Source organism: Confluentibacter lentus (assembly GCF_002806995.1).
Classification (GTDB): Bacteria; Bacteroidota; Bacteroidia; order Flavobacteriales; family Flavobacteriaceae; genus Confluentibacter; species Confluentibacter lentus.
In genome coordinates this window covers 31,649-49,368 of the sequence record NZ_NIHE01000008.1, presented here as the reverse complement: position 1 = coordinate 49,368, position 17,720 = coordinate 31,649, and the positions used below count along the sequence as shown (strand labels likewise).

Genomic DNA, 17,720 nt, shown 5'->3' with positions numbered 1-17,720 from the left:
CAAATTATAAGATTAAACTTTTAGTATATTTATCGGTCTAACTTGAATAATATTTTCTGTGACCGACGAAGCACAATTAGTTGAAGATTTAAAATCTGACAAAAATAAAGAACAGGCTTTTAGAACATTAATGACGCTTTACAAAGAACGTTTATATTGGCATATTCGTAATATTGTAAAATCTCATGATGATGCCGACGATGTACTTCAAAACACGTTTATTAAAATTTATAGTAACATACATAACTTTAAAGGAGATAGTAAATTGTTTTCTTGGATATATCGAATAGCCACTAACGAATCTATAACATTACTAAACAAAAACACAAAACAACTTTTAATATCGAACGAAGAATTACAAGATTCAACAATAACCAATCTGGCATCAGATGTATATTTTGACGGCAACGAGATGCAATTAAAATTACAAGAAGCCATTTCAAAACTGCCTCAAAAACAACAATTGGTGTTTAATATGAAATACTTTCAAGATTTAAAATACAAAGACATAGCAGATATTTTAGAAACTAGTGAAGGCGCATTAAAAGCATCTTATCATTTAGCTGTAAAAAAAATTGAAGCTTATTTAACTAAAAATTAAACCTTTATATAAAAACCAAGTCTAAGGGTTATGAGTGATACATTAAAAAATATTAAAAACACTGGATTTAAAATACCTGACAATTATTTTGAAGGTATAGAAGATACTGTTTTAAGTCAAATGAAGCTTAAAAGCATAGATGGCTCTGGATTTAAAGTTCCCAATGGTTATTTTGAATCTTTAGAAGATACTGTTATTAGTAAAATCTCTAAAAATGAGAACACTAAAGTCATTAACTTATTTACAAGACGCAACTTACTTTATGTTTCTAGTATTGCTGCAACCATATTATTATTGTTTAATTTATCTGTTTTCAATAAAAAAAGTGTTTCTTTTGAAACTTTAGAAACCGCAAGTGTTGAAAATTATATTATGAATGAATATATAGACTCTTACGATATGGCATCACTTTTGACTAATGAAGATATTGTAGAAGAAAATTTCATTGAGCATAATTTCTCTGAAGAAAACATGGAAAACTACATCTTAAATAATATAGATATTGAAGATTACTTTTCAGAATAAAAATAAATAAGAATGAAAACCATTATCATCACTTTAGCTTTATGTTTTTCCCTAAACATATTTTCTCAAGAAAACAAAATTAAAAGCCTTAAAGTTGCTTTTATAACCGAAAAACTGAATTTAACCGAAAAAGAAGCACAACAATTTTGGCCTGTTTACAACGCCTATGACGATACTGTAAGCAACCTTAAATTTAACGAGTTTCGAAAAGTAGTTCATGAAATTAGACAAAATTATGCTTCCATTTCAGATGAAAAAGCAAATGAACTTTTAAATAAAGCTGTTGAGATAGAAGGTAAAATCCATGCTGAAGACGTTAAATTAATAAAGAAACTCCGAAGCATTATTCCAGCAAAAAAGATTTTAGCTTTAAAAACTGCCGAAGAAGACTTCAACAGAAAAATGCTAGAAGAATTTAATAAACGAAGAAGAGAAAATAACAACAAATAATAAAAAAGGGATGTTAATTAACATCCCTTTTTTATTAAACCTATTCACTAAAAGTGAGTTTTGAAATTCTTTTGAATCCTGCTCCATATGCCACACTATCATTTAAAAAACGAAGCGTATGAAAAGGTTCGTCACTTAAGTGTTTCCATGTTGCTCCAGAATCGTTACTAAAATCAATCCCTTTTAATCCAACCGCCACCAATGCCTTAGCATTCAAATTTGGTAAATATTGTACACAACTGCTATAACCCGGATTTTGATTTTCAGCAACTAATTGCCATGTTTTTCCACCGTCAGAGGTTTTAATTTTATTGGCAGCATTCGCGTCAGGATTGGTATAATCACCACCAATAGCAAATCCATTAAGTTCATCATAAAAATCAATAGAATATATGCCTTCGGTGTCTTTGGCATTTACAATAGGTGTTTTTACAACATCCCAAGTTAATCCTTTGTCATCAGACATATAAATATTCCCGGCTGTGGTTCCTATCCATGTTTTGTCTCCTACGATTTTAATATTGGTATTACTAGCAGCAAAAGCACCTTCGCCATCTTCTGATTTTGGAAGATTAGCACATGCTATTTTCTTCCAAGTATTCCCTCCATCTCTAGTAATAATAATGGATAAACATCCGTTCATGCTATCCCCTACCGCAATACCTTCGTTGTCGTTCCAAAACACCATGGCATCGTAAAAAACACCTGTCGTATCTTCTTTATACACCAAGTCCATTTTTCCTTGATTACCTGTTTTGTATAACAATGCTGGATTCTCAATACTCAGCATGAAAAAATCGGTTGCCGTATGAGCCACGGCCCTAAACTCTAAATTTAAAGTATCATAAGTTTGAACGGATGTTTGCCACATATTTTTTCTGGGATTGTACAATCCGAAAACACCATCATTAGCTGCAAAGGCCAAACTTCCATCATTTAAAATATCAATAGCCCGGATGCTCAATAATGAATCAGAATAAATAGTTTCAACTTGTACTTTATTAAAATTTCTTGGTATAAATGTTCCCTTCTCTCCGCAGGAAAACAAAAACGCTATACATATACAAAAAAACCAAAGCTGTTTCATAAATTTCAATTGTGTATAAAAATATAAAAGCTAAACGAATAAAGACCTAAACGATTCAACAAATCAACATATTAATGTAACTTTGCAGCCTTATTTACAAACCATGCGATTACACAGAAATTTATGCTTTTCGGTTATTGACGGATTAACGTTAATCTTCAATGAAGGCCATTATGCCGATAAAGTGATTCAACAATTATTAAAACGCGATAAACGCTGGGGTGCGCGCGACCGTGCCTTTGTTGCAGAAACCACGTATGACATAGTGCGTTGGAAACGATTATATGCCGAAATTTCTGAAGTTAAAGAACCTTTTGACCGGGATAATCTATGGCGCATGTTTGCCGTTTGGGCAACCTTAAAAGGCATTAAATTACCCGATTGGAAATATTTTGAAGAGACACCAACACGTAAAATAAAAGGTCGTTTTGATGAACTTTCAAAAATTAGAAAATTTAAGGAATCCATTCCAGATTGGATAGATGAACTCGGCGCAAAAGAACTTGGCGATAAAATTTGGAGCAAGGAAATGGAAGCCTTAAACGAACAAGCCGATGTTATTTTAAGAGTCAATACCCTAAAAACCACCAAAGAAAAATTACAGGAAGAGTTATTTGACTTAGGATTTGAAACGGATTTTCTTCCCGATTATCCACACGCCTTAAAACTAAAAGAGCGCGCCAATGTATTTACTACGGACGCTTTTACAAACGGCTTATTTGAAGTTCAAGATGCATCGTCTCAATTGGTAGCCGAATTTCTAAATGTACAACCCGGCATGCGCGTGGTTGATGCTTGTGCAGGTGCGGGCGGAAAAACATTGCATATTGCCTCTTTAATGGAAAATAAAGGACAAATTATTGCTCTCGATATCTATGAAAACAAACTTCATGAATTAAAACGTCGTGCCAAACGCAACAGTGCCCACAACATTGAAACCAGAGCCATTGATTCTACCAAAGTCATTAAAAAATTATATGATAAAGCCGACCGTGTTTTGATTGATGCACCATGTTCTGGTTTGGGCGTTTTACGAAGAAACCCCGATGCCAAATGGAAATTACAACCCGATTTTATTGAAAAAATAAAAAAGACCCAACAAGATATTTTACAACAATATTCCAGAATAGTAAAGGTAGGCGGACAATTAGTGTATGCAACCTGCTCAATCTTACCATCAGAAAACCAAGACCAAGTTAAAACCTTTTTAAAATCGGAAGCAGGAAAAAGCTTTACACTTTTAAAGGACAAAAAAGTATTATCGCATCAATCGGGGTTTGATGGATTTTATATGGCTTTGCTGGAGAGGAAGGAATAATATATAAGCGACTTTAAAGTCGCTTTTTTTATAGTTGATAACAACGTGAATAACTCAAAATTTTCAACGGCATATTTATATCAAATTAGACTTAAAAAAAGTAAATTTGCACTTTGTTAAACGCAACACAAACTATCATATAATGATTCATTTCTTTGGAAACGTAACCAGCAAAGTATTTGCTGTTCAGGCAACAAAAGAATTATCAACCGAAACCATAACGAAATTAGTGTGGTTATTTGGCAACCAGCCAAAAATAGAACAAGCATCCTTAGATGCTTTTTTTGTTGGCCCAAGAGCCGCCATGATAACTCCTTGGAGCACCAATGCTGTTGAAATTACCCAAAATATGGGGATTTCCGATATCATTCGTATTGAAGAATTTCAAGCTGTTTCAAAAGATTTTAAGGATTACGACCCGATGATTTCTGAGAAATTCAACGGATTAAACCAAGAATCATTTACCATAAATATTAAGCCTGATCCGATTCTAAATATCGACGATATTTCGGCTTACAATAAAAAGGAAGGCTTATCATTAAGTGACGAAGAAGTGAGCTATTTGGAAGGCGTTTCAAAGAAAATCGGTCGCCCATTAACAGATTCAGAAGTGTTTGGGTTTTCTCAAGTGAATAGTGAACACTGTCGACATAAAATTTTCAACGGCACGTTTGTGATTGATGGTGAAGAAAAACCAACATCGCTTTTCAAATTAATCAGAAAAACATCTGAAACGAATCCTAACTCAATCGTTTCAGCCTACAAAGATAATGTGGCGTTTATTGAAGGCCCAAAAGTGGAACAGTTTGCCCCGAAGTCGGCCGACAAACCAGATTTTTATGAAATAAAGGATTTTGAGTCTGTGATTTCCTTAAAAGCAGAAACCCACAATTTCCCAACAACGGTGGAACCTTTTAATGGTGCTGCAACTGGTGCTGGTGGTGAAATTCGTGATAGACTCGCAGGCGGAAAAGGTTCCTTGCCTCTTGCTGGAACCGCGGTTTACATGACTTCTTATTCCAGATTAGCAGAAAACAGACCTTGGGAAAAAGCTTTTCCTGAACGCCAATGGTTGTATCAAACCCCTATGGATATTTTAATAAAAGCCTCTAATGGAGCATCCGATTTTGGAAACAAATTCGGACAACCATTAATTTGTGGTTCGGTACTAACCTTTGAGCATGAAGAGGAAGTAAGAAAACTTGGTTTTGATAAAGTCATCATGCAAGCCGGTGGCATCGGTTACGGTAAAAAAGACCAAGCTTTAAAAAGTGAACCACAAACAGGCGATAAAATAGTCATTTTAGGCGGTGAAAACTACCGAATTGGTATGGGTGGTGCCGCGGTTTCCAGTGCTGACACAGGGGCTTTTACTTCAGGTATTGAGTTGAATGCCGTGCAACGTTCCAATCCAGAAATGCAAAAACGTGCTGCCAATGCCATTCGTGGGATGGTTGAAAGTGATGAAAATTTCATCGTTTCCATTCATGATCACGGTGCTGGAGGGCATTTAAATTGTTTAAGTGAATTGGTTGAAGCTACCGGTGGGAACATCGATTTAGATGCCTTGCCTGTTGGTGACCCGACACTTTCCGATAAAGAAATTATTGGTAACGAATCCCAAGAACGTATGGGCTTGGTGATTGATAAAAACCATGTTGATATATTACAACGTATTGCCGATAGGGAACGCTCACCTATGTACACCGTTGGTGATGTGACTGGTGATGATCGTTTTACATTTGAATCTAAAACCAATGGCCACAAGCCTATGGATTTAGCGATGGAAGATATGTTTGGTAGTTCGCCAAAAACCATCATGACCGATAAAACGGTTGAGAGAAACTATGATGAAGTTACTTATGAATCAAATAAGTTTCATCACTATTTAGAGCAAGTTTTACAATTGGAAGCAGTGGCTTGCAAAGATTGGTTGACCAATAAAGTCGACCGTTGTGTCGGTGGAAAAGTGGCAAAACAACAATGTGCCGGACCGTTGCAATTACCTCTAAATAATGTGGGTGTGATGGCATTGGATTATAAAGGAAAAGAAGGTATTGCGACCTCGATTGGCCACTCGCCTATTTCTGGATTGATTGATCCAGCAACAGGCAGTAGAAATGCCATTACGGAAGCTTTAACCAATATCATTTGGGCACCGTTAAAAGACGAATTGAAATCGGTTTCCCTATCCGCAAACTGGATGTGGCCTTGTAAAAACGAAGGCGAAGATGCGCGTTTGTATAAAGCGGTAGAAGCAGTTTCAGAATTTGCTATTGGTCTAGGCATTAATGTCCCGACTGGTAAGGATTCGCTCTCCATGAAACAAAAATATCCTAATGAGGACGTTATCGCACCAGGAACGGTGATTATTTCCGCAGCTGGAAACTGTAACGATATTACTAAAGTGGTAGAGCCTGTTTTGAAAAGAAATTCGGGTAATATTTACTATATCAATATATCCCAAGACGATTTTAAACTAGGAGGAAGCTCATTTGCCCAAATATTAAACAAAATAGGCAATGATGCGCCCACTGTAAAAAGTGCTACTTATGTTAAAAATGTATTCAATACCATTCAGAAATTAATAAAAGATGGGCAAATTGTAGCAGGACATGATGTTGCTTCTGGAGGATTGATTACCACGCTTTTAGAACTATGTTTTGCCGATAATAACCTCGGCGCAGAATTAAATCTTTCTGCATTATCTGAACAAGATTCCATAAAATTATTATTTTCAGAAAATGCTGGTATTGTCATTCAATCCAAAGACGCTTCCATTGAATCCATTTTATCTGAAGCAAATATTGAATTCTTCAACATTGGAAAAGTTACTGAAATCAACCAATTAAGTATCAAAAACAATGTTGATACTTTCAACTTAAACATTTCAGAATTACGTGATACTTGGTATAAAACCTCGTTCCTTTTAGACCAAAAACAAACCGCAAATAATTTAGCCCAAGCGAGATTTGATAATTATAAAAACCAACCGCTTCAATATATTTTTCCAAAACATTTTACTGGCCTCACCCCCAGCCCCTCTCCAAAGGAAAGGGGAGCGCGTCCCAAAGCCGCCATTCTCCGTGAAAAAGGCAGCAATAGTGAACGAGAAATGGCAAATGCTATGTATTTAGCTGGTTTTGATGTGAAAGATGTGCACATGACGGATTTAATTTCTGGTCGTGAAACTTTGGAAGATATTCAGTTTTTAGGTGCTGTTGGTGGTTTCTCAAATTCCGATGTTCTTGGGTCTGCAAAAGGTTGGGCTGGTGCCATTAAATACAATGAAAAAGCAAATAAAGTCATTCAGTATTTCTTCAAAAGAGAAGATACGTTGTCTGTTGGTATTTGTAATGGTTGTCAGTTGTGGATGGAATTGGATCTTATAAATCCGGAGCACGACATTCACGGAAAAATGCATCATAACGATTCGCATAAACACGAAAGCGGATTTACTTCCGTAAAAATTCAAGAGAATAATTCCGTGATGCTTTCAACGCTTGCAGGTTCTACTTTAGGGGTTTGGATTTCACATGGCGAAGGAAAGTTTAAATTACCTTATTCCGAAGACAAATACAATATTGTTGCCAAATATGGTTATGCCGAATATCCACATAACCCAAATGGCTCCGATTTTAATACCGCCATGATGTGCGATAAAACAGGTAGACATTTAGTAACCATGCCACACATTGAGCGTTCTACTTTCCAATGGAACTGGGCGTATTATCCAGAAAACAGAAACGATGAAGTAACGCCTTGGCTGGAGGCGTTTGTGAATGCCAGATTATGGATTGAAAAACAATAACATGTTATTAAATTCTTAAAATAACAAAGGAGCTTTTCATAAAAGGCTCCTTTTTTTGTTCAGTATTTGAAAATCCTATTTAATTTCATACTTTGCATAACAACAACTCATATATAAAACTCAATGGCAGAAATTAATAGAATTTTTGATTTCCCATATTATCAGTTAAAAACTTATAATTTGGAAAGAGCATTCAGCACGAAATACGATGGTGAGTGGCAATCTGTGTCCACACAAGAGTTTATAAATCAAGCCAATGCCATAAGCCGTGGGTTATTACGTTTAGGTGTAAAACCAAATGATAAAATTGCCGTCATTTCTTCTTCAAATAGAACTGAATGGAATATTCTAGATATTGGGGTTCTTCAAATAGGTGCCCAAAACGCTCCCATATATCCTACCATTTCTTCCGAAGATTATGAATATATTTTAAATCATTCGGAAGCTATTTATTGTTTTGTTTCAGATAATGAGGTTTTGCAAAAACTAAACATCATAAAAAGCAATACAAAACTTAAAAATATCTACACATTTGATCATATTGAAAATGAAAATCATTGGACCGACATTTTAAAATTAGGAGAAGATACTAGCAATCAGAATGAGGTTGATTTAAGAAAAAACAATGTGTCGCCAAACGATTTAGCCACATTAATCTATACTTCTGGAACTACCGGAAAACCAAAAGGCGTGATGTTATCCCATAATAACTTAGTATCAAATGTATTGGATAGTGAAAAGCGTGTGCCATTTGATCATGGAAAATCCAAAGCCTTAAGCTTTCTTCCTGTTTGCCATGTTTTTGAACGTATGATTCTTTATTTATATCAATATTGTGGCGTTGAGATTTATTTTGCCGAATCCATTGATAAAATGGGCGATAATGTAAAAGAAGTGCAACCAAACGTCATGACAGGTGTTCCAAGGCTATATGAAAAAGTATACGATAAAATTGTAGCTAAAGGAAATGAACAAAAAGGCATAAAAAAACTGATGTTTTTTTGGGCACTTAACTTGGGCTTAAAATATGAACCCTATGGCAAAAATGGCTTCTGGTACGAGCTACAATTAAAAATAGCCCGCGCATTAGTATTTAAAAAATGGCAAGAAGCTCTTGGTGGTAAACTAGATATCATGGTTTCTGGTAGCGCCGCATTACAACCGAGACTTACAAGGGTTTTTGCAGCAGCCAAATTACCCATTATGGAAGGTTATGGACTAACCGAAACCTCACCTGTCATATCTGTGAACGATGTTAGACACGGTGGTTTTAGAATAGGAACCGTAGGTAAAATCATCGATAATGTAAAAGTTAAAATTGCTGAGGATGGTGAAATTCTTGTCAAAGGTCCCAACGTGATGCTTGGGTATTTTAAAGATCCTGAAAAAACGGCTGAAGTCTTAGTTGATGGTTATTTTCATACTGGGGATATTGGGGAAATTGATTCTGATGGTTTTTTAAAAATAACCGACAGAAAAAAAGAAATGTTCAAAACTTCTGGCGGTAAATACATAGCACCATCTATTATAGAAAACCAACTAAAACAATCTCGATTTATAGAACAAGTCATGGTTATAGGTGATGGTGAAAAAATGCCTGCAGCTTTAATTCAAATCAATTTTGATTTTGTTGAAAAATGGGGTAAACTGCACGGTATCACATTTAATTCTAAAAGTGATATCATTTCAAATCCTCAACTTATTGAAAGAATTCAAAAAGAAATAGATGAAGCCAACAAAAAATTTGGACAATGGGAACAAATCAAAAAATTTGAATTGACCCCTGATATTTGGTCTATTGATGCTGGTCACTTAACCCCAACCATGAAAATGAAACGAAAAGATATTAAAGAGAAGTACATACATCTTTACAATAAGATTTATCAATAAATCATTTTCTAAGCCACTCTGTTAAATGAGTGGCTTTTTTTAACTTTATTTTTACACCACATATTATGCATGCATAATATGTTTTTGTATATTTGAAATAACGAACCAGATATTAATGAATGATTGGGTATGTAAAAATCATATGCACATCATTAGGATATGACATCTGATTTATAAAAACCAACCATTATAGCAGATGAAAGATAAAACGATCGATTATGTATTAAGAACCACTTGGTTAACAGTCCAAAAAATGTATAATGAAGAAGCGTCCAAAATTGGCAGTACCATGGCAACAGGTTTCACGCTATTAAGCATCGACCCAGATAAAGGAACGCCCTCAACAGCATTAGGCCCCAAAATGGGTATGGAAGCCACCAGTTTGTCCAGAATATTAAAAACCATGGAACAAAATGGCTTAATAGAACGCCAACCAAACCCTGAAGACGGAAGAGGTGTCATCATTACATTAACAGATTTTGGGAGAGATAAAAGAGCGTTTTCCAGAGAAAAGGTACTTGCCTTTAACGAGGCCATAAAAAATAATGTTTCAGAAGAAAAGTTAAAGCATTTTTATGAAGTATCAGAACTGATAAACCATATGGTTTCAAATAAAAAAATTTACAATCAATAAAAAGGTTATAGTCCAACTAAATTATGAGTAAACGTTTAATCAATAAAGTTGCCGTTATAGGCTCTGGTATTATGGGAAGTGGCATCGCATGCCATTTTGCCAATATTGGAGTGGAAGTATTACTTTTAGATATTATCCCAAGAGAACTTAATGATGCTGAAAAAGCTAAAGGACTAACACTCGAAAGTAAAATTGTTAGAAATCGCTTGGTTAATGATTCACTTGCCAATGCTTTAAAATCGAAGCCCTCTCCTATTTATCATGAAAAGTTTGCCAGTAGAATTACAACAGGAAATTTAGAAGATGATATTTCTAAAGTTTCTGATGCGGATTGGATTATTGAAGTGGTTGTAGAACGTTTAGATATTAAAAAGAAAGTTTTTGAAACGCTTGATAAACATAGAAAATCGGGTACTTTAATAACATCAAACACTTCCGGAATACCAATTCATTTCATGAGTGAGGGACGAAGTGACGATTTTCAAAAGCATTTCTGCGGTACTCATTTTTTTAATCCAGCACGTTATTTAAAATTGTTTGAAATTATTCCTGGTCCGAAAACATCTCCTGAAGTTTTAAATTTCTTAAACAATTACGGTGAACAATTTTTAGGAAAAACATCGGTTGTTGCCAAAGACACGCCTGCTTTTATAGGAAACAGAATTGGTATTTTTAGCATTATGAGTTTATTTCATGCTGTAAAAGACCTGAATTTAACGGTTGAAGATATAGATAAATTAACAGGACCTGTTATTGGTAGACCAAAATCGGCCACGTTTAGAACCGTAGATGTTGTTGGATTGGATACGTTGGTTCATGTCGCCAACGGTATTTTAGAAAACTGCAAAGACGATGAACGTTTAGAACTTTTCAAACTTCCAGATTTCATCAATACCATGAAGGAAAACAAATGGTTGGGAAGTAAAACGGGACAAGGCTTTTACAAAAAAGAAGGTGCGGATATTAAAACACTCGATTTAGATACTTTACAATATCGCGACAAAAAATCCGCAAAATTCGCGACTTTAGAACTTACAAAAACCATTGATAAAGTTATTAATCGTTTTGAAGTTTTAATATCAGGAAAAGATAAGGCTGGAGAATTTTACAGAAAAACGTTTGCGGCATTGTTTGCTTATGTGTCTAATAGAATTCCAGAAATCAGCGACGAATTATATAAAATTGATAATGCCATGAAAGCGGGCTTTGGCTGGGAACATGGGCCTTTCCAAATATGGGATGCCATTGGTGTTGAAAAAGGCATGGAGATAATGAAAGCCGAAGGTTTAGAACCTGCTGCTTGGGTTAATGAGATGCTTACATCGGGCAATAAATCGTTTTACTCTGTAAAAGAAGGAGCTACTTATTATTACGACATTCCTAAGAAATCCCAAGAAAAAGTCCCAGGACAAGATGCTTTCATCATTCTGGATAATATTAGAAAATCCAATGAAGTCTTTAAAAACTCCGGGGTTGTTATAGAAGATTTAGGCGATGGTATTTTAAATTGCGAATTCCAATCCAAAATGAATACCATTGGTGGCGATGTACTGGCTGGATTGAATAAAGCCATTGACTTAGCCGAAAAAGATTTTCAAGGGTTGGTCGTTGGAAATCAAGGTGCCAATTTCTCCGTGGGTGCCAATATAGGCATGATTTTTATGATGGCGGTAGAACAGGAATATGACGAACTTAATGGAGCTATTAAATATTTTCAAGATACCATGATGCGGATGCGGTATTCTTCCATACCAACCATTTCTGCACCGCATGGCATGTGTTTAGGCGGTGGTTGTGAATTATCCATGCATGCTGATAAAGTAGTTGCTGCTGCTGAAACCTATATAGGTTTGGTTGAATTTGGTGTCGGCGTCATTCCCGGTGGTGGCGGTTCTAAAGAACTGACTTTAAGAGCTCAAGATACATTTAGAAAAGGCGATGTGGAATTGAATACCTTACAAGACTATTTCTTAACCATTGGTATGGCAAAAGTATCGACATCTGCTTATGAAGGCTTTGATTTGGGAATCCTCCAACAAGGGAAAGATATCGTAGTCGTTAATAAAGACAGACAAATAGCAACCGCAAAATCCTATGCAAAATTAATGGCTGAAACGGGCTACACTCAACCTGTCAAAAGAAAAGATATTAAAGTCTTAGGAAAGCAAGCGCTGGGTATGTTTTTAGTGGGAACAGATTCTATGGAAGCCTCAAATTTTATAAGTGAACACGATCATAAAATCGCCAATAAACTTGCTTATGTGATGGCTGGTGGTGATTTATCTGAACCGACTTTGGTATCCGAACAATATTTATTGGATTTAGAGCGTGAAGCCTTTTTAAGTCTATGTACAGAACGTAAAACCTTAGAACGTATTCAGCATATGTTGAAAACAGGGAAACCACTTCGCAACTAGTCGCGATGCCATAAGCCTTATGCTATGTGCAATAGGCTAAAATTATTTAAAAAAATAAAAGCTTAAAGCATATTGCCTAAAGCCTAAAGCATTAAAAAATGAAACAAGCATATATAGTAAAAGCATATAGAACGGCCGTTGGCAAAGCGCCAAAGGGTGTTTTTCGTTTTAAAAGAGCGGATGAATTGGGTGCGGAAACCATTCAACACATAATGAAAGAATTACCCAATTTAGATATTAAACGTATAGATGATGTGATTGTTGGTAACGCCATGCCAGAAGGTGCGCAAGGCTTAAACATGGCTCGGTTCATATCGCTTATTGGTTTAAATTCTGTGGATGTCCCAGGAGTTACGGTTAATCGTTTTTGTTCTTCAGGTATTGAAACCATTGCGATTGCGGTAGCAAAGATTCAATCAGGCATGGCAAATTGTATCATTGCGGGTGGTTCTGAAAGTATGAGTTCTGTACCTATGACAGGTTTTAAACCCGAATTAAATTACAATACTGTAAAGGCAGGACACGAAGATTATTATTGGGGTATGGGAAATACGGCCGAAGCTGTTGCCAATCAATTTAATGTCTCTCGCGAAGACCAAGATGCATTTGCGTATCATTCACACATGAAAGCCCTAAAAGCTCAAGCTGAAAATCGTTTTCAAGACCAGATTGTACCGATTGAAGTTGAAGAAACCTATTTAGATGAGAACGGTAAAAAAGCAACAAAAAAATATATAGTTACTAAAGATGAAGGTCCAAGAGCAGGAACTAGCATAGAAGCATTATCAAAACTACGTCCTGTTTTTGCAGCCAATGGTTCTGTTACTGCTGGAAATTCTTCACAAATGAGTGATGGTGCTGCCTTTGTAATGGTTATGGGTGAAGATATGGTTAAAGAACTGAATTTAGAACCCATCGCTAGGTTGGTTAGTTATGCCGCTGTTGGTGTAGAACCTCGTATCATGGGTATTGGTCCTGTTAAAGCGATTCCAAAAGCATTGCAACAAGCTGGTTTAAAACTAGAAGATTTAAAACTTATCGAACTAAATGAGGCCTTTGCATCACAGTCCATCGCTGTTATTAGGGAATTGCATCTTAATAGTGACATCGTAAATGTGAATGGTGGCGCTATTGCATTAGGGCATCCATTGGGTTGTACAGGAACAAAACTATCCGTACAATTATTTGATGAAATGCGTAAGCAAAATATGAAAGGTAAGTATGGCGCGGTAACAATGTGCGTTGGAACTGGACAAGGGGCTTGTGGGATATTTGAATTTCTTGGTTAGAAACAAGAACCAAGAAGTAAGACACAAAAACTAAAAAGACAAGAGACAAGATTAATCTGATTATGCACAATTTTAAAAAATTAAAAATTTGGATTGAAAGTATGGAACTTGTTTCTGAATCATACAAACTAACTAGAAGTTTTCCAAAGTATGAAACTTATGGATTAATGAGCCAAATGAACAGATGTGCTGTTTCAATACCTTCAAATATTTCTGAAGGAACTAGTAAAAGTTCCAACAAGCATTTCAATAAATATTTAGAACATTGTTTAGGTTCTGCATTTGAATGGGAAACGCAATTAAATGTAGCTTTTAATGAAAATTATCTATCTGAAGAAAAATTCAAAGAGCTAGAGCAAAAAATAAAAGAAATACAAAAAATGATTTCAAGTTTTAAATCTGGACTATCTAAGTCTTGATTCCTGATTCTTGAATCTATAAATCTAAAAAGCATGGAAGAAAACATTTTACGAGGCGGTCAATTCTTGGTAAAAGAAACAAACTGTAATGATATATTCATTCCAGAAGATTTTACGGAAGAACAAAAAATGATGAAAGAAGCTGTCACTGAATTTGTTGACAGGGAAATTTGGCCTAACAAACCACGATTTGAAGCCAAAGATTATGCCTTAACGGAATCGTGTATGCGCAAAGCTGCCGAGATGGGCTTTTTAGGCGTTTCCGTTCCTGAAGAATACGGCGGTATGGGCATGGGGTTTGTGGATACGATGCTTGTTTGCGATTATATATCGGGGGCTACAGGTTCCTTTAGTACGGCTTTTGGTGCGCACACTGGGATTGGTACGTTACCGATTTTATTATATGGAACCGAAGAACAAAAGCAAAAATATATTCCTAAACTTGCTTCGGGAGAATGGTTTGGTTCGTATTGCTTAACAGAGCCAAGTGCGGGTAGTGATGCCAATTCCGGAAAAACGAAAGCAGTGTTGTCTGCTGACGGAAAATCATATAAAATCACAGGCCAGAAAATGTGGATTTCAAATGCTGGCTTTTGCAGTTTGATGATTGTTTTTGCGCGTATTGAAGATGATAAAAACATCACAGGTTTTATTGTTGAATATGACCCAAACAACCCGAATGGTATTACCATGGGTGAAGAAGAACATAAGTTAGGCATTCGTGCATCTTCAACCCGACAAGTATTTTATAATGACACGGTTGTTCCTGTTGAAAATATGCTTTCAGATAGAGGTAACGGCTTCAAAATAGCCATGAACGCTTTAAATGTCGGCAGAATAAAACTGGCTGCTGCGTGTTTAGATGCGCAACGCCGAGTCATTACCGAATCCGTTAAATATGCCAACGACCGTGTACAATTTAATACGCCCATTTCCAGTTTTGGTGCCATTCAACAAAAAATTGCTGAAATGGCAACCAACTGTTGGGTTGGTGAAGCAGCAAGTTACCGTGCTGCCAAAAATATTGAAGACCGCATTGAACTTCGTAAAAATAATGGAAAAGATACTCATCAAGAAGCGGAACTTAAAGGCGTAGAAGAATATGCCATTGAATGTTCCATTTTAAAAGTCGCCGTTTCAGAATTCACTCAAAAATGCACCGATGAAGGGATTCAAATTTTTGGAGGTATGGGATTTTCCGAGGAAACCCCGATAGAATCCGCATGGAGAGATGCCCGAATTGCTCGAATTTATGAAGGTACCAACGAAATAAACCGCATGTTATCCATCGGTATGCTTATTAAAAAAGCCATGAGAGGCCATGTGGATTTATTAGGTCCAGCAACAGAAGTCGCCAACGAATTAACAGGCATTCCTTCATTTGAAACACCAGATTTTTCAGAATTATTTTCCGAAGAAAAAAGTATTGTCAAAAATCTTAAAAAATTATTTTTAATGGTCGCTGGGGCTGCTTTACAAAAATATGGTGAAGACATAGAAAAACACCAACAATTGATGCTTGCGGCTTCCGATATATTAATTCAAGTTTATTTAGCTGAATCCGCCATTCTAAGAGCTGAAAAATTGGCTAAAAAAGAAGGTGAAGAAGCCGTGAAGGAACAAATAGCCATGGCTAAATTAAACTTATTCCATGCTATTGATGTTATTGAAACGGCTGGTAAACACTCCATCATTTCATTTTCTACCGGCGATGAACAACGCATGATGCTTATGGGCTTAAAACGTTACATTAAATATGTGAACATGCCAAATATTATTGAATTGAGAAATATTATAGCAGATAAAGTTATTAAAGAAAATAAATACTGCTTTTAAATAAGACATATATTTAGTGACTACTCAATGATTAAATCGCTTTGAATTAATTTTCAAGGCGATTTAATTTTTATTATTTTTAAAATAAAATTTCCATGAAAATTTCATTCCTTAGTTTTTTTCTTTTTACCGCTACCCTTTCCTCATCCCAATCAAACCAAAAAATATATGATATTATCAATGCCGTTTCGGCTGAAAGAATTGAAAAGGACATCAACACTCTGGCTAATTTCGGAACAAGAAATACGTTTAGTGACACCGTTTCAAATACGCGAGGTATTGGAGCTGCTAGACGATGGATAAAGCAAGAATTTGAAACCATATCAGGGAGTTGCAATAATTGTTTGGATGTTTTTTATCAAAAGGATTTTGTTACTAAAAATGGCAATAACCGTGTGCCTCATGATGCTTGGGTGGTGAATGTAGTCGCTATTCAAAAAGGCACAACATATCCTAATCGGTTTATTATCATGAGCGGTGACATCGATTCCCGTGCCAGTGATACCATGGATTTTACCACGGATGCACCTGGAGCAAACGATAATGCTTCGGGTATGGCAGGAACCATAGAAGCCGCAAGAGTTTTATCAAAATACAAATTTGAAAACAGTATTATTTACGTCGGACTTTCTGGTGAAGAACAAGGCTTATTTGGTGGTGCTGGATTAGCAAACTATGTCAAAGAACACAATTGGGATATCATTGGCGTTTTAAATAATGATATGATTGGGAACATCAAAGGCTTGGATGGTGTTATTGATAACAGAACCTTTAGAATTTTTTCGGAACCTGTCCCGCCAACAGAAACAGAACGGGAACGCCAATTAAGACGTTTTTATGGTGGTGAAGTGGATGGCATTTCCAGACAATTAGCAAGGTATGTTCATAAAACCACAAAAACGTATATGCCAGAAATGAACCCCATAATGGTTTATAGACTGGATCGGTTTGGACGTGGCGGGCATCATCGTCCGTTTAATGATTTAGGGTTTGCGGGTATCCGGATTATGGAAGCTCACGAAAACTACAACCAACAGCATCAGGATATTAGAGAAGAAAACGGTATTAAATATGGCGATGTTATTGAACATGTCAATTTTGAATATGCCAAAAAGCTAACCGCTGTAAACGCCATCAACTTAGCAAGTTTAGCATCCGCCCCACCACCACCAAAAAAGGTGACTATTGGGGGTGCCGTAGAACCTTCGGCAACATTTAAATGGGAAAAAGTCAATGGTGCCGTGGGCTATAAAATCTATTGGAGGGATACCACCTCGCCTACTTGGGATTATAGTAGATATGTGGGTGATATTTCAGAATTCACATTAAATGGTATTGTTGTTGATAACTACTTTTTTGGAATCGCTGCTGTCGGAGAAAACGGTTTTGAAAGTGTTGTAGTTTTCCCAAATACTGTATTTTAGTCCTTTAATTTTTAAAAAA

Annotated in this window: 13 protein-coding genes; 12 read left to right on the top strand and 1 reads right to left on the bottom strand. The window is 35.9% G+C overall.

What is annotated here, in order from left to right; translation table 11 throughout:
* Nucleotides 1-58 precede the first annotated feature (58 nt).
* The 3 genes from CDH50_RS12545 to CDH50_RS12535 are packed head-to-tail and all read left to right on the top strand — an operon-like array spanning nt 59 to nt 1,576.
* A complete protein-coding gene (locus CDH50_RS12545) occupies nt 59-601 on the top strand; it encodes an RNA polymerase sigma factor (RefSeq protein WP_232732011.1) in 543 nt (180 codons plus the stop codon).
* A gap of 30 nt (nt 602-631) precedes the next feature.
* Nucleotides 632-1,126 carry a hypothetical protein gene (locus CDH50_RS12540; protein WP_100612633.1) on the top strand — a complete coding sequence of 165 codons (495 nt, stop codon included), beginning with the start codon at nt 632-634 and terminating at the stop codon, nt 1,124-1,126.
* Nucleotides 1,127-1,138: 12 nt separating this feature from the next.
* The gene (locus tag CDH50_RS12535) at nt 1,139-1,576 is read left to right on the top strand and encodes a sensor of ECF-type sigma factor (protein ID WP_100612632.1); all 438 of its coding nucleotides are present in this window, start codon (nt 1,139-1,141) and stop codon (nt 1,574-1,576) included.
* Nucleotides 1,577-1,616: 40 nt separating this feature from the next.
* Here CDH50_RS12535 and CDH50_RS12530 read toward each other — a convergent pair whose 3' ends face one another.
* Nucleotides 1,617-2,663 carry a WD40/YVTN/BNR-like repeat-containing protein gene (locus tag CDH50_RS12530; RefSeq protein ID WP_100612631.1) on the bottom strand — a complete coding sequence of 349 codons (1,047 nt, stop codon included), beginning with the start codon at nt 2,661-2,663 and terminating at the stop codon, nt 1,617-1,619.
* A 103-nt stretch (nt 2,664-2,766) separates the two neighbouring features.
* On the opposite strand from CDH50_RS12530, the gene CDH50_RS12525 reads away from it, so the two are divergent.
* The 9 genes from CDH50_RS12525 (at nt 2,767) to CDH50_RS12485 (ending at nt 17,701) form a co-directional block, all read left to right on the top strand.
* Complete coding sequence (locus tag CDH50_RS12525; RefSeq protein WP_100612630.1) at nt 2,767-3,981, top strand: RsmB/NOP family class I SAM-dependent RNA methyltransferase; 1,215 nt, start codon at nt 2,767-2,769, stop codon at nt 3,979-3,981.
* 142 nt (nt 3,982-4,123) lie between these two features.
* Nucleotides 4,124-7,792 carry a phosphoribosylformylglycinamidine synthase gene (gene purL, locus CDH50_RS12520; protein WP_100612629.1) on the top strand — a complete coding sequence of 1,223 codons (3,669 nt, stop codon included), beginning with the start codon at nt 4,124-4,126 and terminating at the stop codon, nt 7,790-7,792.
* Between the two features lie 123 nt (nt 7,793-7,915).
* Complete coding sequence (locus CDH50_RS12515; protein ID WP_100612628.1) at nt 7,916-9,682, top strand: AMP-dependent synthetase/ligase; 1,767 nt, start codon at nt 7,916-7,918, stop codon at nt 9,680-9,682.
* A 196-nt stretch (nt 9,683-9,878) separates the two neighbouring features.
* On the top strand, nt 9,879-10,316 hold the full coding sequence (locus CDH50_RS12510; protein WP_100612627.1) for a MarR family winged helix-turn-helix transcriptional regulator: 438 nt from the start codon (nt 9,879-9,881) through the stop codon (nt 10,314-10,316).
* A gap of 23 nt (nt 10,317-10,339) precedes the next feature.
* Entirely contained in the window at nt 10,340-12,733 is a 2,394-nt protein-coding gene (locus CDH50_RS12505) for a 3-hydroxyacyl-CoA dehydrogenase/enoyl-CoA hydratase family protein (protein WP_100612626.1), read from the top strand.
* A gap of 98 nt (nt 12,734-12,831) precedes the next feature.
* Nucleotides 12,832-14,022: an acetyl-CoA C-acyltransferase gene (locus CDH50_RS12500; protein ID WP_100612625.1), complete on the top strand. Its 1,191-nt coding sequence runs from the start codon at nt 12,832-12,834 to the stop codon at nt 14,020-14,022.
* A 62-nt stretch (nt 14,023-14,084) separates the two neighbouring features.
* Complete coding sequence (locus CDH50_RS12495; protein WP_100612624.1) at nt 14,085-14,441, top strand: four helix bundle protein; 357 nt, start codon at nt 14,085-14,087, stop codon at nt 14,439-14,441.
* A 33-nt stretch (nt 14,442-14,474) separates the two neighbouring features.
* Complete coding sequence (locus tag CDH50_RS12490) at nt 14,475-16,277, top strand: acyl-CoA dehydrogenase family protein (protein ID WP_100612623.1); 1,803 nt, start codon at nt 14,475-14,477, stop codon at nt 16,275-16,277.
* A gap of 95 nt (nt 16,278-16,372) precedes the next feature.
* Nucleotides 16,373-17,701 (top strand): M28 family metallopeptidase, encoded by a 1,329-nt coding sequence (locus tag CDH50_RS12485; RefSeq protein ID WP_100612622.1) that lies wholly within the window; start codon nt 16,373-16,375, stop codon nt 17,699-17,701.
* The last annotated feature ends 19 nt before the right edge of the window (nt 17,702-17,720 follow it).

Bases quoted from the DNA above. Each gene is read 5' to 3' on its own strand.
- CDH50_RS12490 (WP_100612623.1), top strand. From the start codon at position 14,475: ATGGAAGAAAACATTTTACGAGGCGGTCAATTCTTGGTAAAAGAAACA.
- CDH50_RS12510 (WP_100612627.1), top strand. From the start codon at position 9,879: ATGAAAGATAAAACGATCGATTATGTATTAAGAACCACTTGGTTAACA.
- CDH50_RS12495 (WP_100612624.1), top strand. From the start codon at position 14,085: ATGCACAATTTTAAAAAATTAAAAATTTGGATTGAAAGTATGGAACTT.
- CDH50_RS12525 (WP_100612630.1), top strand. From the start codon at position 2,767: ATGCGATTACACAGAAATTTATGCTTTTCGGTTATTGACGGATTAACG.
- CDH50_RS12530 (WP_100612631.1), bottom strand. From the start codon at position 2,663: ATGAAACAGCTTTGGTTTTTTTGTATATGTATAGCGTTTTTGTTTTCC.
- CDH50_RS12515 (WP_100612628.1), top strand. From the start codon at position 7,916: ATGGCAGAAATTAATAGAATTTTTGATTTCCCATATTATCAGTTAAAA.
- CDH50_RS12535 (WP_100612632.1), top strand. From the start codon at position 1,139: ATGAAAACCATTATCATCACTTTAGCTTTATGTTTTTCCCTAAACATA.
- purL (WP_100612629.1), top strand. From the start codon at position 4,124: ATGATTCATTTCTTTGGAAACGTAACCAGCAAAGTATTTGCTGTTCAG.
- CDH50_RS12500 (WP_100612625.1), top strand. From the start codon at position 12,832: ATGAAACAAGCATATATAGTAAAAGCATATAGAACGGCCGTTGGCAAA.
- CDH50_RS12485 (WP_100612622.1), top strand. From the start codon at position 16,373: ATGAAAATTTCATTCCTTAGTTTTTTTCTTTTTACCGCTACCCTTTCC.
- CDH50_RS12505 (WP_100612626.1), top strand. From the start codon at position 10,340: ATGAGTAAACGTTTAATCAATAAAGTTGCCGTTATAGGCTCTGGTATT.
- CDH50_RS12540 (WP_100612633.1), top strand. From the start codon at position 632: ATGAGTGATACATTAAAAAATATTAAAAACACTGGATTTAAAATACCT.